The organism is Streptomyces sp. DSM 118878, assembly GCF_052936595.1.
Window position 1 is genome coordinate 6,226,851 of sequence record NZ_CP193622.1, and the last position, 24,124, is coordinate 6,250,974.

18 protein-coding genes and 3 pseudogenes are annotated in these 24,124 nt (G+C 71.0%); 13 read left to right on the forward strand and 8 right to left on the reverse strand.

The genetic code is table 11. The features are described from left to right. Positions 1-20: 20 nt before the first annotated feature. The 3 genes from ACRAKF_RS27820 (at position 21) to ACRAKF_RS27830 (ending at position 5,539) form a co-directional block, all read left to right on the forward strand. Positions 21-1,460, forward strand: coding sequence for a gamma-aminobutyraldehyde dehydrogenase (locus tag ACRAKF_RS27820; RefSeq protein WP_447040273.1), 1,440 nt, complete (start codon positions 21-23; stop codon positions 1,458-1,460). 197 nt (positions 1,461-1,657) lie between these two features. Further along, complete coding sequence (locus tag ACRAKF_RS27825; RefSeq protein ID WP_447040274.1) at positions 1,658-4,246, forward strand: MXAN_6230/SCO0854 family RING domain-containing protein; 2,589 nt, start codon at positions 1,658-1,660, stop codon at positions 4,244-4,246. 102 nt (positions 4,247-4,348) lie between these two features. Continuing rightward, positions 4,349-5,539, forward strand: coding sequence for an ABC transporter substrate-binding protein (locus tag ACRAKF_RS27830; protein ID WP_447040275.1), 1,191 nt, complete (start codon positions 4,349-4,351; stop codon positions 5,537-5,539). A gap of 19 nt (positions 5,540-5,558) precedes the next feature. Here the strand turns inward: ACRAKF_RS27830 and ACRAKF_RS27835 are convergent, their stop codons facing one another. The 4 genes and pseudogenes from ACRAKF_RS27835 to ACRAKF_RS27850 all read right to left on the reverse strand — a co-directional run bounded on the left by ACRAKF_RS27835 (position 5,559) and on the right by ACRAKF_RS27850 (position 9,683). Beyond that, positions 5,559-6,770, reverse strand: coding sequence for a serine hydrolase domain-containing protein (locus tag ACRAKF_RS27835; RefSeq protein ID WP_447040276.1), 1,212 nt, complete (start codon positions 6,768-6,770; stop codon positions 5,559-5,561). 145 nt (positions 6,771-6,915) lie between these two features. Continuing rightward, complete coding sequence (locus ACRAKF_RS27840; RefSeq protein WP_447040277.1) at positions 6,916-7,800, reverse strand: DUF72 domain-containing protein; 885 nt, start codon at positions 7,798-7,800, stop codon at positions 6,916-6,918. Between the two features lie 22 nt (positions 7,801-7,822). Continuing rightward, the gene (locus ACRAKF_RS27845) at positions 7,823-8,503 is read right to left on the reverse strand and encodes a glycerophosphodiester phosphodiesterase (protein ID WP_447040278.1); all 681 of its coding nucleotides are present in this window, start codon (positions 8,501-8,503) and stop codon (positions 7,823-7,825) included. A 21-nt stretch (positions 8,504-8,524) separates the two neighbouring features. Continuing rightward, a pseudogene (locus tag ACRAKF_RS27850) lies at positions 8,525-9,683 on the reverse strand (adenosine deaminase). An 87-nt stretch (positions 9,684-9,770) separates the two neighbouring features. Between ACRAKF_RS27850 and ACRAKF_RS27855 the strand changes: the two are divergent. From ACRAKF_RS27855 to ACRAKF_RS27890, 8 genes and pseudogenes are all read left to right on the forward strand, one after another. After that, a complete protein-coding gene (locus ACRAKF_RS27855) occupies positions 9,771-10,517 on the forward strand; it encodes a DUF4190 domain-containing protein (RefSeq protein ID WP_447040279.1) in 747 nt (248 codons plus the stop codon). A 245-nt stretch (positions 10,518-10,762) separates the two neighbouring features. Beyond that, positions 10,763-12,265, forward strand: a complete 1,503-nt coding sequence (locus ACRAKF_RS27860) for a gamma-aminobutyraldehyde dehydrogenase (RefSeq protein ID WP_447040280.1) — start codon at positions 10,763-10,765, stop codon at positions 12,263-12,265. 75 nt (positions 12,266-12,340) lie between these two features. Further along, positions 12,341-13,582, forward strand: a complete 1,242-nt coding sequence (locus ACRAKF_RS27865) for a polyamine ABC transporter substrate-binding protein (protein ID WP_447040281.1) — start codon at positions 12,341-12,343, stop codon at positions 13,580-13,582. A gap of 122 nt (positions 13,583-13,704) precedes the next feature. Beyond that, on the forward strand, positions 13,705-14,889 hold the full coding sequence (locus tag ACRAKF_RS27870) for an ABC transporter ATP-binding protein (protein ID WP_447040282.1): 1,185 nt from the start codon (positions 13,705-13,707) through the stop codon (positions 14,887-14,889). Further along, entirely contained in the window at positions 14,886-15,839 is a 954-nt protein-coding gene (locus ACRAKF_RS27875; protein WP_447040283.1) for an ABC transporter permease, read from the forward strand. Before ACRAKF_RS27870 ends, ACRAKF_RS27875 begins: the two co-directional genes overlap by 4 nt. Next, positions 15,839-16,642 carry an ABC transporter permease gene (locus ACRAKF_RS27880; protein WP_447040284.1) on the forward strand — a complete coding sequence of 268 codons (804 nt, stop codon included), beginning with the start codon at positions 15,839-15,841 and terminating at the stop codon, positions 16,640-16,642. Before ACRAKF_RS27875 ends, ACRAKF_RS27880 begins: the two co-directional genes overlap by 1 nt. Positions 16,643-16,690: 48 nt before the next feature. Next, the gene (locus tag ACRAKF_RS27885) at positions 16,691-18,109 is read left to right on the forward strand and encodes an NAD(P)/FAD-dependent oxidoreductase (RefSeq protein WP_447040285.1); all 1,419 of its coding nucleotides are present in this window, start codon (positions 16,691-16,693) and stop codon (positions 18,107-18,109) included. A gap of 312 nt (positions 18,110-18,421) precedes the next feature. After that, positions 18,422-19,426 (forward strand): annotated as a pseudogene (locus tag ACRAKF_RS27890) (chitinase); the annotation flags it as partial. Here the strand turns inward: ACRAKF_RS27890 and ACRAKF_RS27895 are convergent. Together ACRAKF_RS27895 and ACRAKF_RS27900 are read right to left on the reverse strand one after the other, a co-directional pair. Next, the gene (locus ACRAKF_RS27895) at positions 19,380-20,117 is read right to left on the reverse strand and encodes a phosphatase PAP2 family protein (RefSeq protein WP_447040286.1); all 738 of its coding nucleotides are present in this window, start codon (positions 20,115-20,117) and stop codon (positions 19,380-19,382) included. The pseudogene ACRAKF_RS27890 and the gene ACRAKF_RS27895 sit on opposite strands and share 47 nt — an antisense overlap. A 162-nt stretch (positions 20,118-20,279) precedes the next feature. After that, positions 20,280-21,470, reverse strand: coding sequence for a helix-turn-helix domain-containing protein (locus tag ACRAKF_RS27900; RefSeq protein WP_447040287.1), 1,191 nt, complete (start codon positions 21,468-21,470; stop codon positions 20,280-20,282). Between the two features lie 155 nt (positions 21,471-21,625). Between ACRAKF_RS27900 and ACRAKF_RS27905 the strand changes: the two genes are divergently transcribed. Further along, positions 21,626-21,898: a hypothetical protein gene (locus ACRAKF_RS27905; RefSeq protein ID WP_447040288.1), complete on the forward strand. Its 273-nt coding sequence runs from the start codon at positions 21,626-21,628 to the stop codon at positions 21,896-21,898. Continuing rightward, positions 21,895-22,104, forward strand: a complete 210-nt coding sequence (locus ACRAKF_RS27910; RefSeq protein WP_447040289.1) for a hypothetical protein — start codon at positions 21,895-21,897, stop codon at positions 22,102-22,104. The genes ACRAKF_RS27905 and ACRAKF_RS27910 overlap by 4 nt, the downstream gene beginning before the upstream one ends. 114 nt (positions 22,105-22,218) lie before the next feature. Here ACRAKF_RS27910 and ACRAKF_RS27915 read toward each other — a convergent pair. Next, positions 22,219-22,425 (reverse strand): annotated as a pseudogene (locus ACRAKF_RS27915) (phosphatase PAP2 family protein); the annotation flags it as partial. A gap of 284 nt (positions 22,426-22,709) precedes the next feature. After that, complete coding sequence (gene gabT, locus ACRAKF_RS27920; RefSeq protein ID WP_447040290.1) at positions 22,710-24,044, reverse strand: 4-aminobutyrate--2-oxoglutarate transaminase; 1,335 nt, start codon at positions 24,042-24,044, stop codon at positions 22,710-22,712. Positions 24,045-24,124 lie beyond the last annotated feature (80 nt).

Genomic DNA, 24,124 nt, shown 5'->3' on the forward strand with positions numbered 1-24,124 from the left:
TCTGACTTGGAGGGCCGGAAGTGACCAACGAGCTGCGCCGTCTGCGCAACTACATCAACGGGGAATTCCGGGACGCGGCCGACGGACGGACCACGGAGGTCATCAATCCGGCGACCGGCGAGGCGTACGCGACCGCGCCGCTGTCGGGTCAGGCCGACGTGGACGCCGCCATGAAGGCCGCGGCCGACGCGTTCCCCGCCTGGCGCGACCTGACGCCCGCCGAGCGGCAGAAGGCCCTGCTGAAGATCGCCGACGCGTTCGAGGAGCGGGCCGAGGAGCTCATCGCGGCCGAGGTCGAGAACACGGGCAAGCCGACCGGACTCACGCGGTCCGAGGAGATCCCGCCCATGGTCGACCAGATCCGCTTCTTCGCGGGTGCGGCCCGGATGCTGGAGGGCCGCGCGGCCGGCGAGTACATGGAGGGTCTGACCTCCATCATCCGCCGCGAGCCGATCGGCGTCTGCGCGCAGGTCGCGCCCTGGAACTACCCGATGATGATGGGCGTCTGGAAGTTCGCCCCGGCGCTCGCCGCGGGCAACACCGTCGTCCTCAAGCCCTCGGACACGACGCCCGCGTCGACGGTCCTGATGGCCGAGATCATCGGCTCCATCGTGCCGCCCGGCGTCTTCAACGTCATCGCGGGCGACCGCGACACCGGCCGCCTGATGGTCGAGCACAAGACCCCGGCCATGGCCTCCATCACCGGCTCCGTGCGCGCCGGCATGCAGGTCGCCGAGTCCGCCGCCAAGGACATCAAGCGGGTCCACCTGGAGCTCGGCGGCAAGGCTCCCGTCGTCGTCTTCGAGGACACCGACATCGCCAAGGCCGTCGAGGACATCTCGATGGCGGGCTTCTTCAACGCCGGGCAGGACTGCACGGCCGCCACGCGCGTGCTCGTCCAGGAGTCCATCCACGACGACTTCGTGACGGCGCTCGCCAAGGCCGCCGCCGACACGAAGACCGGCATGCCGGACGACGAGGACGTGCTCTACGGCCCGCTGAACAACGCCAACCAGCTCAAGCAGGTCTCCGGCTTCATCGAGCGCCTTCCGGCACACGCCAAGGTCGAGGCGGGCGGACAGCGGGTCGGCGAGAAGGGCTACTTCTACGCGCCCACCGTCGTCTCGGGCCTGAAGCAGGACGACGAGATCATCCAGAACGAGGTCTTCGGCCCCGTCATCACGGTGCAGTCCTTCACGGACGAGGCACAGGCCGTCGAGCACGCGAACGGCGTCGAGTACGCGCTCGCCTCCTCCGTCTGGACCAAGGACCACGCGCGCGCGATGCGCATGTCCAAGGTCCTCGACTTCGGCTGCGTCTGGATCAACACGCACATCCCCCTCGTCGCCGAGATGCCGCACGGCGGCTTCAAGAAGTCGGGATACGGCAAGGACCTCTCGGGCTACGGCTTCGACGACTACACGCGCATCAAGCACGTCATGACGTCGATCGAGGGCTGATTCCGCCGGTTCGACGGCACCGAAATCCGGATGCCCGCGCCTGCCGCCCCCGCGTACCGTTGCGTACGCGGGGGCGGCTCCGTGGTGTGCTTCCTTCTTTCTTCTTCTGCAAAAAGATTCGTAGCGCACCCACTTCCCGCCCCCGCTTCTGTCTGTACTACATGGGTGGGATGTCTGTACTACGGGGGTGGGGCCAGATGCTGACGCCGACCGGCGACCTCGCCGGGCTGCTGCTGCGCCGACGGCAGAGCGTGTACGTCTCCGGGGGCGCCGGACGGTCCGCCGAGACCGACGCGGCCGTGGTCGTCCTGGAGGCCGAACTCGCCGACCGCGGGTACGTGTTGACCGCCCCGCTGCGCCGCGCGCTGACCGCGCTTCCCCTCCGGCGGCTGCGCGAGGCAGGACTGGGGCTGCTCTCCGACGCCGACGCGCACCTCGGCGCCGACCGCCAGCACGCCCCGCTCTTCAGGAACTTCCCGCAGGAATCGGTGTACGAGCGGGCCTGCGACCGCTACACCTCCGCGGTGGTCGCCCATCTCGCCGCCCAGCCCCACCAGCCCTGCATGGCCTGCGGCGAGTCGGCGCGCCGGGTCCGCGCGCTCGCGCCCTGCGCCCATCTGCTCTGCGACGGCTGCGTCGCCGAGCTCGACGGCTGCTGCGACGACTGCTGCGTCTGGTACTCCTGCCCCGTCTGCGAGAGCCGCCACGAGACCACCGGACCGACCGACCCCTGGATCGAGCCGGTCCACGACGGCGACGGCGGCCCCGTCCTGCGCGCCCTGCGCCTGGCCGGACCGGACGACGCGGCGGCCGAGCTCGCCGCGCTCCTCGCCCGCCGCACGCCCCTGTCCGCGCAGGACCACGACGACCTCGTGCTGCTCCTCGGCCACGCGGCTCCCACCGACGCCGCCGCGTGGCTGCCCGCGAGCGTCCCGCTGCGCGAGAGCAAGGCGCTCGCCCTCGCCCCGCTGCTCGACCACGCCGAGACCCGCCCGCTGGTCGCGCGGCACGCGGACACCGCCACGGATGTGCTGCGCCTGCTCGTCGTACGGTCCGGGGGCGACCCCGACCTCCTCGAACCGCCCCGGCTGCGGGGGCTGCCGCGGCCCCTGCGGCGCGAACTCCTCGCCCTGCTCGACCGGCTCGACTTCGCCCGTCTCGCCGAGGACATGGCCCGGCATCCGCGGACGTGGAAGCGGGCCGGCGAGATCCTGCACCCCTTCGAGGGCGCGCACCGCCACGCGCGCGTGGCGCTCGCCTTCGCCGTGCTGCGGGGGACACCGCTCGACGACTCCCGCCTCGGCGGCATGCTGCTCGCCGAAGCCGCGCGGTACGAGTGCGTCCGGCTCGTGGGCGACCGGCTGCGCGTCGTCACCTGGCAGAGCCGCGTCGAGGACGCCCTCGGCCGCTGGGACACCACGGCCGCCGCCGGGCTGCTCCGCGGGCGCCCCGGTGAACTCCTGCGCCGCCTCGACCTGCTCCTTGCCCGCTCCGGCTCCGTGACCCTGCCGGAGCCGGTCGGCGAGGCGCTCGCGCACGCCCTGCCGCGCACCGCTCCCGGGCCCCTGCTCGGCGCGTACGGACAGCTCAAGATCCGTACGGTGCCGGGGCACCGCCGCGTCTTCTTCCCGCGCGGACGGGTGACCAAGGCCTACGCGGTCGAGGACCACCGGCCGCCACTGGCTTCCCGCGCCGCGCGCCGCGCCGGTGAGCTGATCGAGGCGGAGGCCGTGCGGCGCCTCGCCGAGCGGGAGGGGGAGCCGTACGAGGTGGCCGTACTGGACGCCTCGCTCGCCGACCTGCCCGTGCCGTTCGCCGAACGTGCCTCCGCGGCCTCGCTGATCGCCGTGCCGCGCGGCAGCTCGCTGCCCATGCCCGCGGACAGCGAGACCGTGCGGCTCTTCCTGCACTGGCTCCAGCCCAAGGGCACGCGTGTCGACCTCGACCTGTCCGTCGCGCTCTACGACGACCTGTGGCGGTTCGTGGGCCTGTGCGACTACACGCACCTGGAGTACGGGGGCGGCGCCGCCCGGCACTCCGGCGACCTGACCTCGGCGCCCGCCCCGCACGGCGCCACCGAGTACCTGGACCTCGACCTGCCGCGGCTGGCGGCCGCCGGGGTGCGGTTCGTCGTGCCGGCCGTCATCTCGTACAACGACGTGCCCTTCGACGAACTGCCGGACGCCTTCGCGGGGTTCATGGCGGTGGAGGGCAAGACGCGTGCGAGGTACGACCCGCGGACCATCCGCCAGCGCTTCGACCTCGCGGGTGACGCGAAGCTGACCGTGCCGATGGTCGTCGACCTGCGGGCGCGCCGCGCTTGGTGGGCGGACGTCACCCTCGCCACGGCCGGCGTCGATCACGACGTGTGGCGCTACCGCAAGCAGCTCGGGCGCCTCGGCCACGACCTCCTCGACGTCTTCCTGCCGGGCGGCCGGGCCACCCTGTGGGACCTGGCGTGCTGGACGGCGGCGGCCCGCACCGACGGGGACGTGTACGTCCGCGGGCACGGTCACGTCCTGCGGGGCTACCGCCGCGCCCACGACGAGCCCCGCGCCGACTTCGCCCTGCGCATCCGCGAGGGCTGGGAGCCGGACGCGCTCCGCGCCGAGCCGGAGCAGGCGGGACGCCGGGCCCTTCTCGCCCTGCTGCACGGCGAGTTGCCGGGAGCGGAGACGGCCACGTCCGGCACGGTGTACCGCCTCTACCCGGGGCCGGTCGACGCCGGGCCGCTGGAGCGCGTCACGGCGGGGGACCTGGCGGCATGGCTGGAGCCCGCCGAGTGAGCCGTACGGCGGCGCGGTGATCGACAGGGTGTCGGCTCAGGCTCGGCGGGCTCGACGCAGCGTCCATTGTCCGGCGCGGGCGCGGGGGCGCATGCTGCCGGGGTGCCAGCGAACCCCAGAGCCTCCTTCGTCTCCCGCCGGTCCCTGCTGCGAGCCCTGGGCGGTGGCGCGGCCGTCGGCACGCTCGCGGGATGCGGTGTGCCCGCCGCGTACATCGCACCGGCCGAGCGGTCGGCGGCCGACCGCTCGGCCCGCGACAAGAGGCTGACGTTCTCGAACTGGCCGCTGTACATAGACACCGACGACGAGAACACCTCCGAGCGACCCTCGCTGGAGGCCTTCGAGAAGCGGACCGGGATCGACGTCCGCTACACGGAGGAGATCAACGACAACGACGAGTTCTTCGGCAAGATCAGCCCGTCCCTGATGAACCACCAGGACACCGGCCGCGACCTCATCGTCATCAGCGACTGGATGTGCGCGCGCTTCGTACGCCTGGGCTGGGTCCAGGAAATGGACCGCGCGCGCCGGCCCAACGTCACGAAGTACCTGGACCCGCTGCTGCGTTCCCCGCGCTTCGACCCGGGACGGAAGTACACCGTGCCCTGGCAGTCGGGCATCACCGGTATCGCGTACAACAGACGCGAGGTGGGCCGGGAGATCAAGCAGGTCTCCGACCTGTGGGCCGACGACCTGAAGGGCCGGGTGACACTCCTCTCCGGCCTCGACGAGGCGTTCGCGCTGCTGCTCCAGGGCGATGGTGTCGACATCCGCGCCTGGACGGCCGACGACTTCCACCGGATGTGCGACAAGGTCGAGAAGATGGTGGACAGCCACCACATCCGCCGCTTCACCGGCAACGACTACATCAAGGACCTCTCCAGTGGCGACGTCCTGGCCTGCCAGGCGTACAGCGGCGACGTCATCCAGCTCCAGGCGGACGACCCGGACATCGAGTTCGTCGTCCCCGAGGAGGGCGCCGAGCTCTGGGCCGAGTCCCTGATGGTGCCCAACCTGGCTCGCCACAAGCGCAACGCCGAGAAGCTCATCGACCACTACTACGACCCCGAGGTCGCCGCGGAACTGGCCGCCTGGGTCAACTACGTCTGCCCCGTCCCGGCCGCCCGCGACGTCCTCGCCTCCTCCAAGGACAAGGACCTGGCAGCCCTCGCGGAAGACCCCCTGATCTTCCCGGACGACACGATGCGCACCCGCCTCGCCATAGCCCGAGACATCACATCGAAGGAACGCCCGGAGTTCGCGAGACGGTGGAACGCGCTGGCGGGGTTGTGAAGCCGCGGCACGGCGGGTCTCAGTTGAGTGCTGCCTCTGCGATGCGGTGGGCGACCGGGTTCATGGTCTTGCCCTTCGCGTCCGTCGCGTTGACCGAGTAGACCAAGGTGCGGGAGCCGTCCTCGGTGGTGGCGATCATGTTCGTGTAGCCGTAGCGGGAGCCGGTCTTCAGCCAGATGTTCCGGCCGTCGATCTTCATGTACTGGAGACCCGCGCCGAAGACGGGGTCGGGAGCGCCGGGTGCCAGGCGGGGCAGCGTGAACATCTCCTTGAGCTGCGGCCGCGGCACCACCTCGCCGGCGAACAGCGCCTGGGTGAAGGCCTCCAGGTCCGCCGTGGAGGAGATCATGTCGCCCGCCGCGAAGCGGTCGAACTGGTTCCACTCCGTGACGTCGACGAGATGCGTGGTGCCGTCCGCCCGCTTCATCGTCTGGTAGCCGCGGTTGTGCGGGCCACGGATACGGGGATCGGTGCCGGGGAAGTACGTGTCGCGCATGCGCAGGGGCCCGAAGATCCGCTGGGCCGCCTGATGGGCGCACGAGTCGCCGGTGACCCGCTCGATCAGCAGGCCGAGGACGGTGTAGCCGATGTTGCGGTAGTGCTGCTCGTCACCCGGATCATGCTCGGGGCCCTTGGCGATGGCGGAGGCGACGACGGTCCGCGGGTCCAGCGTGTCGTAGCGGTGCGCGAACTCGTCGTCGAAGCCGTCGCCCGACCTGAGGCCGCTGGTGTAGTTGAGCAGGGTGCGGATGGGGATGGGGGCGAAGTCTTCGCCGTTCCCGTCCTTGCTCCCGTCCTTCGTCTTCTTGAACAGGTCCGGCATGTACTGCTGGAGCGGGGCGTCGAGGTCCAGGCTGCCCTCCGCGGCCAGTTGCAGCGTCACGGCCGCCGTCACGATCTTGGTCGTGGAACCGGCCCGGAACCGGCCGTGCGGGTCGGCCTTGCGGTGCGTGACCAGGTCGTGCACGCCGGAACTGCCGCGCCAGGTTCCGTGTCGGCCGCCGACCCGCACGAGCGCGGCGGTCGCGTCGGGGTTGGGGAGCCCCGCGATCGCCTGGCGCAGTGCCTTGCCGTCGGGGGCGTTCGCGTCGGCCCGCGCGAGGGGCGCCGGGTGGGACACCGCCGCCGCGACGGGCGCGCTCGGGGCCTGCGCGAGCGCGGGGGCGGCCACGGCCGCGGTGAGGCCGAGCGCGATGGCGGCGGCGATGGCGGCACGGGTGGGCAGCGGCACGGGGACTCCTGGATCGGCCGGTGTTCGGTTCTCCCATCCTGGTGAGCGGGCGGGCGCCGCGGATCGTCGGTGCGGAGGGGGTGATCCCCGTACCGTCTCAGGGGTCAACGTCCCGGCCCGTCCGGGGTATTGGCAGGGGTGTCCCCTAGGGGCCGTAGCCGCCGGAGCCGCCGGAGCCGCGGGAGCCCGAGCCGAGCAGGCGCGTCATCGACTCCGCCGCGCGCACGGCCGCGTCCGCGCAGCAGTTGTTGAACAGGACGTGGAGCTCCTCGGCCCGCTCGGACATCGTCCGTACGCGGGGGAGCCACTCGGCCAGCTCCGCGTCCGCGTAGGCATGGCGGAACTTGTCCTCCTTGGAGCCGTTGCCCCAGGCCGGGCTGCGTCCGTGGAAGCGGATCACCGCGAGCCGGTCCACGGTGACCGGAGCCACGGCAGGCATCGAACGCGGCAGTCCCTGAGCCGTGTCCACCGCCACCGCGGCCATGCCGAGGTCGGACAGGAGCGCTGCGGTGCGCGCGCCGCGGTCCTCGCGCCACCAGTCGGGGTGCCGGAACTCCACGGCCAGTGGCCGGCCCGCGGCGCGCTTCGCGCACTCGGCCAGCGTCCGCTCGGCCCGGGGGCCGGGCGCGAACCACGGCGGGTACTGGAAGAGGAGGGTGCCGAGACGGCCCGCCTCCCGCAGGGGCGCGAGGGCGTCGTCGAAGCGCTGCCAGACGGTGTCGAGCAGCTCGGGGCCCACCGGCCGGTCCCGCAGGTCGGCGGGGAGCGCGGCCTGACGGGTCGGGTGGCCGGTGAGGAGGGAGAAGGCCTTCACGTCGAAGCGGAAGCCGTCCGGCGTGCGCTCCGCCCAGGAGCGGCAGGTGCTCTCACTGGGCAGCGCGTAGTAAGTGGAGTCGACTTCGACGAGCGGGAAGCGGCCCGCGTAGTGGCGCAGGCGTCCCTCGGCGTCCTTCAGGCCCTTCGGATACCAGCCACTGGCCAGCAGCGCGCGGTCCGTCCACGAACAGGTCCCCACCAGTATCTCGCTCATCCGGCACGGGTACCCCGATGGGTCACGGCGTGCGCAGGGACTCCAGGACGTCGATGCGGTTGGTGGTGATGGCGTCGACGCCCGCGTCGATCAGGCGGCGCATCGAGCGGCGGGTGTCCGGGGTCCAGGCCGACACGAGGCAGCCCATGCGGTGCACGTCGAAGGCGAGTTCGCGGTCGACCAGCGGGAAGCGGTAGTTGAGCCAGCGCGGCTTCACCGCGTCGAGCAGGACGCGGCGCGGCGGGGCGAGCGTCGTCCAGGTCAGCGCGATCTCCGCGCCCGGGTCGGCGTCGCGCACGGCGAGCATCGTGTCGCCGCCCGCGCAGTAGTACACCCGCTCGGCGGCCCCGCACTCCGCGACGACGCCGACGACCGTGCGCACCGCCTCGGCCGTCGCGCCCGGCAGGTCGATCATGACGCGGTGCCCGTCGGTGGCGGCGAGGGCCGCCGCGAGCGTCGGCAGGCCGCCCTCGGTGAGGCCGTCGAGCTCGGCGGCGGACAGCACCGAGACTGGGCGCTCGCACCCCCACAGGCGCTTGAGCGTCGGGTCGTGCAGCAGGACGGGCACGCCGTCACCGCTCAGACGGACGTCGATCTCCACCGCGTCCGCGCCCCGCCGCAGTGCGGAGCGCAGGGACGGGAGGGTGTTCTCGCGGACGCGGTAGGGATCGCCTCGGTGGGCCACAGCAGTCACGTTGCGCATGGCCCCATTGTGCTGCCGTGATCACACGGCGAGCCATGTCTCCGTGTACGTGTCGATCTCGGCGGCGATCCTGGCCTTGCCCGCCGGGTCGAGGAAGGAGGCCTCGACGGCGTTCTTCGCCAGGGCGGCGATACCGCGCTCGTCGAGGCCGAGGAGGCGGGCCGCGACCGCGTACTCGTTGTTGAGGTCGGTGCCGAACATCGGCGGGTCGTCGGAGTTGATCGTCACCGTCACCCCGGCCGCGACGAACTCCTTCAGCGGATGCTCGTCGAGGGTGCGGACGGCGCGGGTCGCGATGTTCGAGGTCGGGCAGACCTCCAGCGGGATGCCGCGCTCGGCGAGGTGGGCGAGGAGTCTCGGGTCCTGGGCGGACGTGGTGCCGTGGCCGATGCGCTCGGCGCCCAGGTGGTTCAGGGCGTCCCAGACGGTCTCCGGGCCCGTGGTCTCGCCCGCGTGCGGCACCGAGTGCAGGCCCGCCGCGATGGCCTGGTCGAAGTACGGCTTGAACTGCGGGCGCGGCACGCCGATCTCGGGCCCGCCGAGGCCGAAGGAGACCAGGCCCTCGGGGCGCAGCGTGTCGGTGACGGCGAGCCGCAGCGTCTCCTCGGCGGAGGTGAGCCCGGCCTCGCCGGGGATGTCGAAGCACCAGCGCAGTACGGTGCCGAACTCCTTCTCGGCGGCCGTGCGGGCGTCCTCGATGGCGTCCATGAAGGCGCGGTCCTCGATGCCGCGGCGGACGGAGGAGTACGGGGTGATGGTCAGCTCGGCGTAGCGGACGTTCTGCCGGGCCATGTCACGGGCCACCTCGTAGGTGAGCAGGCGGACGTCGTCCGGGGTGCGGATCAGGTCCACCACGGAGAGGTAGACCTGGATGAAGTGGGCGAAGTCCGTGAACGTGAAGTAGTCGACGAGCGCCTCGGCGTCGGTCGGCACGGCCGAGTCGGGGTGCCGGGCGGCGAGCTCGGAGACGATGCGGGGGGAGGCCGAGCCGACGTGGTGCACGTGCAGTTCCGCCTTGGGCAGCCCTGCGATGAAGGCGTGCGGGTCTCGCGCGAGACCCGGTGCGGGCGTGGGCATGGCCGGGGCCATGCCCGCGGGTTGCTGTGTCGGCTTCGTCGCCGCGGCTGCGGGCTGCTGGTCGGTCACGGTTCCTCCCCAGGAACGGGCTTGATCGGCTGATCGATGGGTCGGGATCATCGTAGGCCGCGGGGCGTGGGGGCGAAGCGAGGGCCGTAGCATGACGGAACGTACGAAAGAAGGGGTCGTCATGTCCGCCATGCCCGAGGACGGCGCGGGGGCGCCGGGGGAGCGGGACCCCTGGGCGCCGCCGCCGGAGGACGCGGTTCCGCCGCCGAAGCAGGGGCCCTGGGCCCCGCCGGTTCCTGCGGGGCCCGTGCCGCCTCCCGGTGCGGCCAACCCTTTCGCGGCGCCCGGCGAGCCGGTGCCGCCGCCTCCGGTTTCGCCTGAGGGGCCGGGGCAGACGCCCATGCCCATGCCCATGCCGTACGGGTACGGGGGCTTCGCCGGTCATCCGGGACAGCAGGGACCTCCCGCGTTTCCGGGGCAGCAGGGGCCACCGGGCGGGGGCGGGTACCCCGGATACGGGCACCCGGGGTACGGGCACCCCGGATACGGCTATCCGGGGCAGGGCATGCCCGGCGGACCGCCGGGATACGGCTGGCCCGCCATGCCGATGGCGCCCTCGAACGGCATAGGCGTCGCCGCACTCGTCCTCGGCATCATCTCGGCGGTCGGCTTCTGCCTGTGGCCGCTGGCCATCGTCCTCGGCATCCTCGCGATGATCTTCGGCGTGGTGGGCCGCGGCAAGGCGAAGCGCGGCGAGGCGACGAACGGTGGCCAGGCCCTGGCCGGGATCATCTGCGGGGCGGCCGGCATCGTGCTGGGCTCGGCCCTGCTGGTCTTCTTGATCGTGGGGTCGGCGGGGGAGTGGGACGACGACGCGGGTGCGCCCGGCGGCCCGCCCCATACGGCCCCACTCTCGGCGAACGCCTAGCAGGCTCGGCCCGGCCGCTCCCCGGCGATCTCCGTCATGCACGCGCGTCCGGCACGCACCACTGACATTCCGTCCTGGGTTTTCCGGGACGACTCGACACCTGGTCGACAGATTCCGTCGCGTAACCAAAAGGCAACAACGGAATCACTTGTTGGGCATTAACTGCTCTGTCAGGATCGGCACTCAAATCGATCTGGAGCTACGCCGGGCCCCGTAGGACGGGGCGTGCGGCGGAGGAGAGCGTCATGCACAACTTCCAGGCGCAGGACCATTTCGCGGACGGCGCCCAGTACATCGCCGGGCGCCTGACCAGGGGGACGTCGGGGCGCACTCACGCCGTCGTCGACCCCGCCACGGGCGATGACGTGTTCTCGTACGAACTCGCCGGAAGAGCCGACGTGGACGCCGCCGTGGCCGCCGCGGCCGAGGCGTTCCCCGGCTGGGCGGGGGCCACCCCCGGTGAGCGCTCCGACGCCATGCACCGCTTCGCGGGCGTGCTCGCCGAGCGCGCCGAGGAGTTCGCGCTGGCCGAGTCGTTGCAGTGCGGCAAGCCGATCAAACTGAGCCGGGAGTTCGACGTCCCCGGAACCGTCGACAACGCCGCCTTCTTCGCGGGCGCGGCCCGGCATCTCCAGGGCCAGTCGGCCGGTGAGTACTCCGGCGACCACACCTCGTACGTACGCCGTGAGCCCATCGGTGTCGTCGGGTCCATCGCGCCCTGGAACTACCCGCTCCAGATGGCCGCCTGGAAGGTGCTCCCGGCGATCGCGGCCGGCAACACCATCGTCCTCAAGCCCGCCGAGCTGACCCCGTTCACCTCGCTGCTCTTCGCGCGTGCCGCCACCGAGGCCGGTATCCCCGACGGCGTCGTCAACATCGTCTCCGGCGCGGGCCAGGACGCCGGTGAGCACCTCGTCGGCCACCCCGACGTCGCCATGACCTCCTTCACCGGGTCCACGGGCGTCGGCAAGCGCGTCGCCGAGATCGCCACCGCCACCGTCAAGCGGCTCCACCTAGAGCTCGGCGGCAAGGCGCCCTTCGTCGTGTTCGACGACGCCGATCTCGACGCCGCCGTGCACGGCGCGGTCGCCGGTGCGCTCATCAACACCGGGCAGGACTGCACGGCCGCCACGCGCGCGTACGTGCAGAGGCCGCTCTACGAAGCCTTCGTCCAGGGCGTCGCCGACCTCATGGAGACCGTGCGGCTCGGCGACCCGTTCGACCCGGCGACCGACCTCGGACCGCTCATCTCGCACGCGCACCGCGACCGCGTCGCCGGTTTCGTCGACCGGGCCCGCTCCTCCGCGCGCGTGGTGACCGGCGGCGAGGCGCCGAAGCACCCGGGCGCCTACTACAAGCCCACCCTCATCGCGGACGCCGCGCAGGACAGCGAGGTCGTGCGGTCCGAGATCTTCGGGCCCGTCCTCGTCGTCCTGCCCTTCGACGGCGACGACGAGGGCATCCGGCTCGCCAACGACACCCCCTACGGGCTCGCCGCCTCCGCCTGGAGCCGCGACGTGTTCCGTGCCAACCGCGCCACCCGCGAGATCAAGGCCGGCTGCGTCTGGATCAACGACCACATCCCGATCCTCAGCGAGATGCCGCACGGCGGCTACAAGGCATCCGGCTACGGCAAGGACATGTCCGCGTACTCCTTCGAGGAGTACACCCAGGTCAAGCACGTCATGTTCGACAACACCGCGGTGGTCCGCAAGGACTGGCACCGCACGATCTTCGGGGACCGATAACCCAGGCCATGGCCGAGGGGCCGCAAGACCGCCTGACCAGCGGCCGCCTTCCCACCCGAAAGGGCAACCACGCGTATGGAGCACTACGAGCCCGCCCCGGCCGAACTGGCCGCCCTGCACCGCGGCCCGCGCGACGGCAGGGGCTCACTGACCCGCCGTTCCCTGCTGCGCGCCTCCACCGGCGGCGCGCTCGCCGTCGGCGGGGTCGGCGCCCTGAGCGCCTGCGGCATCCCCGCGGCGGGCAAGGGGCAGGGCGACGTGTCGTCCGAGGACCACTCGGCCAAGGAGAAGCGGCTCACCTTCTCCAACTGGACCGAGTACATGGACGTCGACGAGAAGGACGAGAACCGGCGGCCCACCCTGGAGGCGTTCACCAGGCGTACCGGGATCACGGTCAAGTACACCGAGGACATCAACGACAACGTCGAGTTCTTCGGCAAGGTCAAGCCGCAGCTCGCCGCGGGCCAGGACACCGGCCGCGACCTCATCTGTGTCACGGACTGGCTCGCCGCCCGGCTCATCCGCTTCGGATGGGTGCAGAAGCTGGACCCCGCCAACCTGCCGCACGCGTACACCAACCTCTCCGCCCAGTTCAGGAACCCCGACTGGGACCCGGGCAGGGCGTACTCGTACCCGTGGACCGGCATCTCCACCGTCATCGCCTACAACAAGAAGGCGACCGGCGGTAAGGAGATCACCTCGGTGTCGCAGCTCCTCGACGACCCCAAGCTGAGGGGGCGCGTCGGGTTCCTCTCCGAGATGCGCGACAGCGTCGGCATGACGCTCATCGACATGGGCAAGGACCCCGCGGACTTCACCGACGACGACTTCGACGCGGCCATCGCCCGCCTCCAGAAGGCCGTCGACAAGAAGCAGATCCGCCGCTTCACCGGCAACGACTACACCTCGGACCTCGACAAGGGCGACATCGCCGCCTGTCTGGGCTGGGCCGGTGACATCGTGCAGCTCCAGGCCGACAACCCGGACGTCGGCTTCCACATCCCGGACCAGGGCTACATCACGTCGACGGACAACCTCCTCGTCCCGAACAAGTCGCGCCACAAGAGCAACGCCGAGCGGCTCATCGACTACTACTACGAGCCGGAACCCGCCGCCCGCCTCGCGGCGTACATCAACTACGTCTGTCCCGTGGACGGGGTCCGGGGCGCGCTCGCGAAGATCGACAAGGACGCCGCGGCCAACCCCCTGATCCTTCCCGACGCGGAGATGAAGGCGAAGTCCCGGGCCTTCCGGTCGCTCACGCCGAAGGAAGAGACCGCGTACGAGGAGAAGTTCGCGAAGCTCACGGGCGCCTAGTAGTTCTTGGCAGGTACGGGGCCGTCTTCTGGCCGCCGGTCCGTCGTGGCTTGTCGCGCCGTTCCCCGCGCCCCCGAAACAGGGCGCCTTCCGTTCCGCCCTCTCGACTCCTGGACCTCACCATGACCACTGCACCAGAACACGGCGGCGACGTCCGTCTGACCGGCATCAGCAAGACCTACGGGTCGTTCACCGCCGTGCGACCGCTCGACCTCACCGTGCCGCAGGGCTCGTTCTTCGCGCTGCTCGGGGCGTCCGGGTGCGGGAAGACCACCACGCTCCGCATGATCGCGGGCCTGGAGGAACCCAGCTCAGGGACGGTCCACCTGGGGGACCAGGACGTCACGGCACTGCCCCCGTACAAGCGGCCCGTGAACACCGTCTTCCAGTCGTACGCGCTCTTCCCGCACCTGGACATCTTCGAGAACGTCGCCTTCGGCCTGCGCCGCCGCGGCATCAAGTCCGTGAAGAACAAGGTCGGCGAGATGCTCGACCTCGTCCAGCTCGGCGAGCAGGCCCGCAAGAAACCCCATCAGCTCTCCGGCGGCCAGCAGCAACGCGTGGCCGTCGCCCGCGCGCTCATCAACCACCCCAAGGTGCTCCTGCTCGACGAGCCGCTCGGCGCCCTCGACCTGAAGCTGCGCCGCCAGATGCAGCTGGAGCTCAAGCGCATCCAGACCGAGGTCGGCATCACCTTCGTGCACGTCACGCACGACCAGGAGGAGGCCATGACGATGGCCGACACCGTGGCCGTGATGAACGGCGGCCGCGTCGAGCAGCTCGGCGCCCCCGCCGACCTCTACGAGAACCCGCGGACCACGTTCGTCGCCAACTTCCTCGGCACCTCCAACTTCATCGAGGCGGACATCCAAGGGGGTGCCTCCCGCGGCGACGACCTGGTCCTCAAGGCGGGCGACTGCGAACTGACGCTGCCCGTGGCGCGATGTACGGGCCCCACCGCGGCCGGCGGCAAGGTCCTGGCCGGCGTACGCCCCGAGAAGATCTCCCTCACCCACGCCGACGACGCCGGGCAGATCCCCGAGGGCCGCAACCGCATCACGGGACGCATAGCCGACAGCAGCTTCATCGGCGTGTCCACGCAGTACGTCGTGCACAGCCCGGTCTGCCCGTCCTTCGAGGTGTACGCGCAGAACATCGAGCGCGACACCCGCCTCGTCCCCGGCGCCGAAGTCGTCCTGCACTGGAACCCGGCGCACACCTTCGGACTCGACGCCGCCCAGTCCCTGCTTGCTGGGACAACGGGCTCGGCGGGCGTCGAGAAGGTCGAGGAGGACGCCTCCGCATGACGACCGCGACCGACGCACCACCCCCACCGAAGACCCCCGCCGCGGACGAACCCACCGCGGGCGAACGCCCCGCGCGCGGGCCCCGCAAGCGCGGGCGCCTCGTCCCCTACTGGCTGCTGCTCCCCGGCATCCTCTGGCTGATCGTCTTCTTCGCGCTCCCGCTGGTCTACCAGGCCTCGACGTCCGTACAGACCGGGTCGCTCGAAGAGGGCTTCAAGGTCACCTGGCACTTCGCCACCTACTGGGAAGCGCTCACCGACTACTGGCCGCAGTTCCTGCGCTCGGTGCTCTACGCGGGCGCCGCCACCGTCCTGTGCCTGCTGCTCGGCTACCCGCTCGCCTACCTCATCGCGTTCCGCGCCGGACGCTGGCGCAGCGTCGTCCTCGTACTCGTCATCGCGCCGTTCTTCACCAGCTTCCTCATCCGTACGCTGGCCTGGAAGACGATCCTCGCGGACGGCGGCCCCGTCGTGGGCGCCCTCAACTCCCTGCACGTCCTCGACGTCACGAGCTGGCTGGGCGTCACGGCGGGCGACCGGGTCCTCGCCACCCCGCTGGCGGTGATCTGCGGCCTCACGTACAACTTCCTGCCGTTCATGATCCTGCCGCTCTACACCTCCCTGGAGCGCATCGACGGGCGGCTGCACGAGGCCGCGGGCGACCTCTACGCCAAGCCGTCCACGACGTTCCGCAAGGTGACGCTCCCGCTCTCCATGCCGGGCGTCGTCTCCGGCACGCTGCTCACCTTCATCCCGGCGGCGGGCGACTACGTGAACGCGGACCTGCTCGGTTCGACCGATACCCGCATGGTCGGCAACGTCATCCAGACGCAGTTCCTGCGCGTCCTCGACTATCCGACGGCCGCCGCTCTCTCCTTCATCCTCATGGCCGCCATTCTCTTCATGGTGACCTTCTACATCCGCAAGTCGGGGACGGAGGATCTCCTCTGATGGCCGCTGTTCTCCGTTGGCTGCGCCGCAATCTCGTCGTCATCGCGGGCCTTTTCACGCTCGGCTATCTCCTGCTGCCGAACATCGTCGTCACCGTATTCTCCTTCAACAAGCCGAAGGGGCGCTTCAACTACTCCTGGCAGGAGTTCTCGCTCGACGCCTGGAAGGACCCGTGCGGCGTCGCCGACATGTGCGGGTCGCTCTCGTTGAGCCTGCGGATCGCCGCCTGGGCGACGATCGGCGCGACCGTGCTCGGCACGATGATCGCCTTCGCCCTGGTGCGCTACCGCTTCCGCGCGCGCGGCGCCGTCAACTCGCTGATCTTCCTGCCGATGGCGATGCCCGAGGTCGTCATGGCCGCCTCGCTGCTCACCCTGTTCCTCAACATGGGCGCCCAGCTCGGCTTCTGGACGGTCCTCATCGCCCACATCATGTTCTGCCTCAGCTTCGTGGTGACCGCCGTCAAGGCGCGCGTCATGTCGATGGACCCCCGCCTGGAACAGGCCGCGCAGGACCTCTACGCCGGTCCCGTGCAGACCTTCCTGAGGGTCACGCTGCCGATCGCGGCACCCGGCATAGCGTCGGGCGCCCTGCTCGCCTTCGCGCTCTCCTTCGACGATTTCATCATCACGAATTTCAACGCGGGCTCGGCCGTGACCTTCCCCATGTTCGTCTGGGGATCGGCGCAGCGGGGCACGCCCGTTCAGATCAATGTGATCGGTACGGCGATGTTCCTCGTCGCCGTGCTCCTGGTGCTCACCGGAATGCTGGCCGGCAAGCGCCGCAACAAACAGGCGAAATAGCGCCACCACGGCTCTTGCGCCTCTACCGTTACCTAAGGAGTGGAAATCATGGCCCCTCGCGCCATGACCCGCTGGACCACGTCACTCTCCGACGCCAAGCCCCTCTCGTACTGGCTCGACGACCCCGGCAGGCCCGCCCCCGAGCCCGCCCTCACCGGCGACGACCGCTGCGACCTCCTGGTCGTCGGCGGCGGCTACAGCGGCCTGTGGACCGCGCTCATCGCCAAGGAGCGCGACCCGAGCCGCGAGGTGGTCCTCGTCGAGGGCCGCGAGGCGGGCTGGGCCGCCTCCGGCCGCAACGGCGGCTTCTGCGCCGCCTCCCTCACGCACGGCTTCAGCAATGGACTCTCCCGCTGGCCCGACGAGATCGCGAAGCTGGAGGAGCTCGGCGCGCGCAACCTCGACGAGATCGAGGCGGCCGTCGAGCGCTACTCCATCGACTGCGACTTCGAGCGCACCGGCGAGATCGACGTCGCCACCGAGCCGCACCAGATGGCCGAACTCCGCGAGACGTACGAGGAGATGGCCGCCCACGGCCTGGCCGGCGGCGCCGAGCTGCTCGACGCGGACGCCCTGCGCGAGCACGTCGACTCGCCGACCTTCCTCGGCGGCCTCTGGGACCGCGAGGGCGTCGCCATGCTGAACCCGGCGAAGCTGGCGTGGGGCCTGAAGCGGGCCTGCCTGGACAAGGGCGTCCGCCTCTACGAGCACACGCCCGCCCTCGACCTGGCCTCCGCCGGCGCGGGCATGGCGATCCGCACCCCCTACGGCAGGGTCTTCGCCCGCCAGGTCGCGCTCGCCACGAACGTCTTCCCCTCGCTGGTCAAGCGCCTGCGCTCCTACACCGTGCCGGTCTACGACTACGCGCTGATGACCGAGCCCCTGACCGACGACCGGCTCGCCGCGATCGGCTGGCAGAACCGGCAGGGCCTCGGCGACAGCGCCAACCAGTTCCACTACTTCCGGCTGACCGCCGACAACCGCGTCCTGTGGGGCGGTTACGACGCGATCTATCCGTTCGGCGGCAAGGTGCGCGCCGAGTACGACGACCGCCCCGAGACGTACGCGAAGCTCGCCGAGCACTTCTTCACCTGCTTCCCGCAGCTGGAGGGGGTCCGCTTCACGCACGCGTGGGGCGGCGCGATCGACACGTGCTCGCGCTTCTCGGCCTTCTTCGGCACCGCGCACAAGGGGCGCGTCGCGTACGCGGCCGGGTACACGGGCCTCGGCGTCGGCGCGACCCGGTTCGGCGCCGACGTGATGCTGGACCTGCTCTCCGGTGAGCGCACGGAGCGTACGGACCTGGAGATGGTGCGGACGAAGCCGCTGCCGTTCCCGCCGGAGCCGTTCGCCTGGACGGGTGTCGCGCTGACGAAGTGGTCACTGGCCCGCGCCGACGCCCACGGCGGCAGCCGGAACCTCTGGCTGAAGACGATGGACAAACTGGGGCTCGGCTTCGACAGCTGAGGCGACGTGCGGGCCACGCCGAAAGTGCCGAAGGTATTGACACCGGCATTGGTCTGGACCAAGTTGGCGGGGCGCGTATCCACCACCCGAGCACCTCCACCCCACCCCGTCCCGGAGGCAGAAGTGGACCGTTCCCCGTCGCGTTCCCCCCTGTGCGGCCTGCGAAGAATCGCCGTGGCCTCGGCCCTTGCCTGCGCGCTCACCGCGTCCGGCCTGACCACCGCCGGAGCCACGGCGGCTCCCGTCGCCGAGTCCCCCGCACGGGCGAAGGCCGACGCCGAGTCCCCCGCACGGGCGGAGGCCGTCGCCGACCACACCCTCGTTGGCTATCTGCACACCAGCTTCGCCAACGGCTCCGGCTACACCCGCCTCGCGGACACCCCCGACAGCTGGGACATCATCGACCTCGCCTTCGGTGAGCCGACCACCGCGACCTCCGGCGACATCCGCTTCGACCTGTGCCCCAGGGCCGAGTGCCCGAACGTGGAGACGAAGACCGAGTTCAAGGCGGCCGTCAAGGCGAAGCAGGCCGCGGGCAAGAAGGTCCTCATCTCCATCGGCGGCCAGAACGGCCAGGTGCAGCTGAAGACCGCGCAGGCCCGCGACACCTTCGTCTCCTCCGTCTCGGCCATCATCGACGAGTACGGACTCGACGGCCTGGACATCGACTTCGAGGGCCACTCGCTCTCGCTGAACGCCGATGACACCGACTTCAAGAACCCGAAGACCCCGGTCATCGTGAACCTGATCTCGGCGCTGAAGACCCTCAAGACCAAGTACGGCTCCGGCTTCACGCTGACGATGGCCCCGGAGACCTTCTTCGTGCAGCTCGGGCACCAGTTCTACGGAACCGGCAAGTGGGGCGGCCAGGACCCGCGCGCCGGCGCGTACCTCCCGGTCATCCACGCCCTGCGCGACGACCTCACGCTGCTGCACGTCCAGGACTACAACTCGGGGCCGATCATGGGCCTGGACGGCCAGTACCACTTCATGGGCGGCGCGGACTTCCACATCGCGATGACGGACATGCTGCTGACCGGCTTCCCCGTCGCGGGCGACAAGAACAACGTCTTTCCGGCGCTGCCCCCGCGGAAGGTGGCGATCGGCATGCCCGCCTCGGTCCACGCGGGCAACGGCCACGTCTCCACGGCCGAGGTCAACAAGGCCCTGGACTGTCTGACGAAGGGCCGGGACTGCGGCCCGTACAAGACCCACGGCACCTGGCCCGACCTGCGGGGCCTCATGACCTGGTCGATCAACTGGGACCGCTTCAACGGCCAGGAGTTCTCCAGGAACTTCGACGCCTACTTCGGCTGAGCCGCGTCCCGTGCCGCCCGGTCACCCACACCATGGCCCACAGCGGCATCGCGAGGAGCAGCCAGCTCCCCACGACGTCGAGGGGCCAGTGGTAGCCGCGCCGCACGAGGCCGTAGCCGACCCCCAGGTTCAGCGCGGCGCAGCCGATGAGCAGTGCGCGGCGGCCGTACGCGCCGCGCACGAGGGGCAGCAGGAGCAGGGCCGCGGCTCCGTAGGCGACGGTGGCCGTCGCCGTGTGCCCCGAGGGGTAGTAGCCGTCGCCCGCCATGCCCGGCGGTCCCGGGCGGGCGACGGCCGCCTTGAGGGGGACGACGAGCAGGGGGACCAGGACCATCGCGCCGGCCGCTGCCGCCGGCGGCAGCCACCAGCGGTACGCCCCGGCCCGGCGCCCCCGCCAGGCCACGTACGCGAGGACCACGGCGAGCACCGGCCCGGCCACCGCGAGATGGCCGAGGTCGGCGAGGAACTCGGCGGCGCGGTCCGGGAAACGGCTGCCGGCGAGGGCCCGTCCGGCGCGTTCGTCGGCACGGCGCAAGGGCCCGTCGACGACGACCTGCCAGGTGAGCAGGGCGAACAGCAGTACGCACAGAGAGAGCAGAAGGGAAGACCGCCCCGGAACGGGGCGCCTACCGCCGTGCGCGGTAGGCGCCCAGGGGGTGTGCGAGTCCTGCGGGTCCCGGGAGGTGGCCATGGTCAACAGCCTGACAGGGATGGCCGCACGCGCGTACTCGGGGTCTCCGCGCGTGGCGGGCGCGGCTGCCTGGCCGGACCGGCGAAGCCTCGCCGCGAGGGTGCGACGCGGAGCGTTGCTACGGGTGCTTGAGGGCGTTGTGAGCTGCAACGGCTGATGTCGCTAGGGGCACAGATCTTCGTACGCCTCGCGGAGCTCCGACGCCTCGGGGAGCCTGCGCGCTTCGACCGTCCTGACAATCTCCAGGACCCGCCAGTAATTCGCGGGCAGGAGACGCCCCGACGCGATGGCCTTCGCGGCGGCGTCGGTGGCTTCATCGAGCCGACCGAGCGACAGCAATGTCAGCGCGAGATCGAGATGTGCCGAGACGACGCGACGCGGCCACTCGCTCGGGGCGGTCCCGGGATGGATATGTCCGATCACTTCACGGGCAGGCGCCTCGGCGGCAGCGTCGCCGATCCAACTCAGTGTGGTGGCCTCGTAGCTCAAGGCCTTGCGTGGATCGTAGACATAGTGATGTTCTGGCCGCGCCCGCATGACCATGGTCGTGGCGAGCCGATGCACGTGGCCGATGGCCTCGCGAGCTTCCTTCTTCTGCCCGAGCCTGGCACGCGCTCGGCCTTCCTGTGCTGCTGACTGGACTTCAGCGGAGCTGCCGCGAGGCGCGATGCCCTGGGCAGCTCGGGAAAGTTCGACGGCACGCACGTAGTCGCCGGCGGTGAGGGCGGTCCAGGCTTTGGTCTCGTACACCCAGGCGTGGATTTCGGAGTGCTCCGCATGCTGGGCGAGCAGCGCCGCTGCGTGGAGCCGGGCCGTGGCGGCGGCGCCCTCTCTGAGATCAACGTGAAGCGTAGCCGCGAGCAGTGACAGCCATCCGCCGAGTACGAGCAGGCGGCGGTGTTCGCTCAGGGTCTTCCGCTCGTCCAGGAGTTTGGTCACGTACGCGGAGTGCCGACGTACGTCGCGCAAGAGAGCGGACGGCTGAGCCGTCTGGTAGGCAACGGCCATCCGGTCGAACGCCGCCTCCAGTCGGTCAAGGGTCTCCGTCCCCACGTCGCTCGCCCGTACGCGGCGCGCCAGTTCCAGGGCTTCCAGATCGTCATCCGAGCTGTCCGCTGCGTCCCACGGCGGCTGGGCCGGCGAGCAGCCCGGCTCGCTGACCAACGCTGCCAGTGCGCCCCCTGCCTCTACGAGCTGATCGATGCCGCGGGCCAGGTTCTTGGACGGCGCTTGCTTCGAGTTCAGTACGCGCGACAGATACGAAGGGTCGAAGTTGAGCAGACGGGCGGCCCGGCGTATCGAGATCCCTCGGGCGGCGAGGGCCTCGCGGGCGTGGGTGGCGAACTCGGTCATGGTCGGCCTCCGAACGAAGCGTTGACCTGACTGTCCACGGTAGTCAACGCACGTCAACTTCTCCCCGGTTCGTAGCCATCGAAGCATCGACAGGTACGGACCCGGGTGACCGTGCTGACGGCCCCGGGCATGGCCGATCCGAGGAGCAGACCGACATGGACGACAGTATCCGCGCGGGACATGCGGACGGGATGACGCCGAAGGCCGCCGCCGCGAAGCGCGTGGTCGACACCCTGGGTATCGGCGCGCTGGTGATCGACACCGCGAGGCAGCGCCTGGGCAGGGTCATGGGGCACTACGGGGCCTGCGTCGCGTGCCGCCCACCGCGTGGTGGCCTTGAATGGGATGTCTCCCCCGAGTACATCCGCGCGGCGCGGCCGGACGAGATCCTGCATCTGCCCGCTACGACGCGAGAACTGCCGTCATGAGGGCCGCCGCCCGGCCTCGGCCCGAAGACCTCTCGCCCGCGTGCTCCATCGGTGAGTGCGGCTTCTGCCCCGGTGACGGTGTGGCCGTTCACGCCCCGGGCAAGCGCGCCCCCGACGAGCCGCCGCTGTTCGTCTACCGCTGCGCCCACGGCTGCCGCCACGGCGGTCGCGCGGGCGTCGTGGAAGTGAGGCTCGGCGGCCCGTGAACGGAGGCGCCCGTAAGCGGTGGCGCGGACATGCCGAAGGGCCGGCGCAAGGGGGGGTGTGCGCCGGCCCTTCGGTCGGCCTTACCCCGGTTGACCTCCGTGGCCTACGTGCGAAGGCGCGACGGGGGTGGTTCCGGAGCGGCCGAAGTGATCGGGGCGCCGCGCGCCCCGGGGGGTTTGGGGCGTGCGGCCATCCGATCGGTGAGGAGTTCCAGAGCCAGAGGCTCCGGGTGTGTGCGCGTTGGCACGACCCTGGCGGGGCTGGGGAGGCTCCGCCCTGGTGTCGCCCACAGTCTCCTGCGGGCGGGGTGTTTCTCTCATCTGCAGAAACCGTACGGCAGGCGATGGCGAGCCGACAGGCACAACGGCATCCCGACATGGGGCCCGCACACCTTCTTCACACGCCCCGACGATGGCCTGTTGGCACGGTGCCGTCAGCGGCGCACTCGGGGGCGGTGTCCGTACACGTCAGGGCGTGTACGAGGCACGTCAGGGCGGGTGCGAGGGGGTGCGGAAGGCCCGGCGGGAAGCGTCGGTGCCGGCTCGTGGGCATGGGCGAGGCCCGTACGGGTGTGCGTACGGGCCTCGTCGAGCGGGGGCGGCGGTCAGACGCGGGCGAAGGCGCCCTCGATGATGTCCATGCCCTCGCCCAGGAGCGCGTCGCCGATGACCAGCGGCGGCAGGAAGCGCAGGACGTTGCCGTACGTGCCGCAGGTCAGGACGAGGAGACCCTCGGCGTGGCAGGCCTTGGCCAGGGCGGCGGTCGCCTCCGGGTTCGGCTCCTTGGTCGCGCGGTCCTTGACCAGCTCGATGGCGATCATCGCGCCACGGCCGCGGATGTCGCCGATGATGTCGAACTTCTCGGCCATCGCGGTCAGCCGGGCCTTCATCGTCGACTCGATCGCCTTCGCCTTGGCGTTGAGGTCGAGCTCCTTCATCGTCTCGATGGCGCCGAGCGCACCGGCGCAGGCCACCGGGTTGCCGCCGTAGGTGCCGCCGAGGCCGCCGGAGTGCGGGGCGTCCATGATCTCGGCGCGGCCGGTGACGGCGGCGAGCGGCAGACCGCCCGCGATGCCCTTGGCCGTGGTGATCAGGTCGGGGACGATGCCCTCGTCCTCGCAGGCGAACCACTGGCCGGTGCGGCAGAAGCCGGACTGGATCTCGTCGGCGACGAAGACGATGCCGTTGTCGTTGGCGTACTTCACGATCTCCGGCAGGAAGCCCTTCGCGGGCTCGATGAAGCCGCCCTCGCCGAGCACCGGCTCGATGATGATCGCGGCGACGTTCTCGGCGCCGACCTGCTTGCTGATCTGGTCGATGGCCTGCTTGGCGGCCTCGGGACCGGCGTTCTCCGCGCCGGTCGGCCAGCGGTAGCCGTAGGCGACGGGGACGCGGTAGACCTCGGGCGCGAACGGGCCGAAGCCGTGCTTGTACGGCATGTTCTTGGCGGTCAGCGCCATCGTGAGGTTCGTGCGGCCGTGGTAGCCGTGGTCGAAGACGACGACGGCCTGGCGCTTGGTGTACGCACGGGCGATCTTGACGGCGTTCTCGACGGCCTCGGCACCGGAGTTGAACAGCGCCGACTTCTTCTCGTGGTCGCCCGGCGTCAGCTCGGCGAGCGCCTCGGCGACGGCCACGTACCCCTCGTACGGCGTGACCATGAAGCAGGTGTGCGTGAAGTCCGCGAGCTGGGCGGAGGCCCGGCGGACCACGGCCTCGGCGGAGGCGCCCACGGACGTCACGGCGATGCCGGAGCCGAAGTCGATCAGACGGTTGCCGTCGACGTCCTCGATGATGCCGCCACCCGCGCGGGCCGCGAAGACGGGCAGCACGGAGCCCACGCCACCGGCGACCACGGCGGTACGGCGGGCCTGCAGCTCCTGCGACTTCGGGCCGGGGATGGCGGTGACGACGCGACGCTCCTGCGGGATCTCGCTCATGCGGGGCTCCTGGTTCTGGGGGTGGGGGCTGGGCGGCTGCCGGGGGCTTCTTCGCAGATTAGGGGCGGTGCGCGGGGACG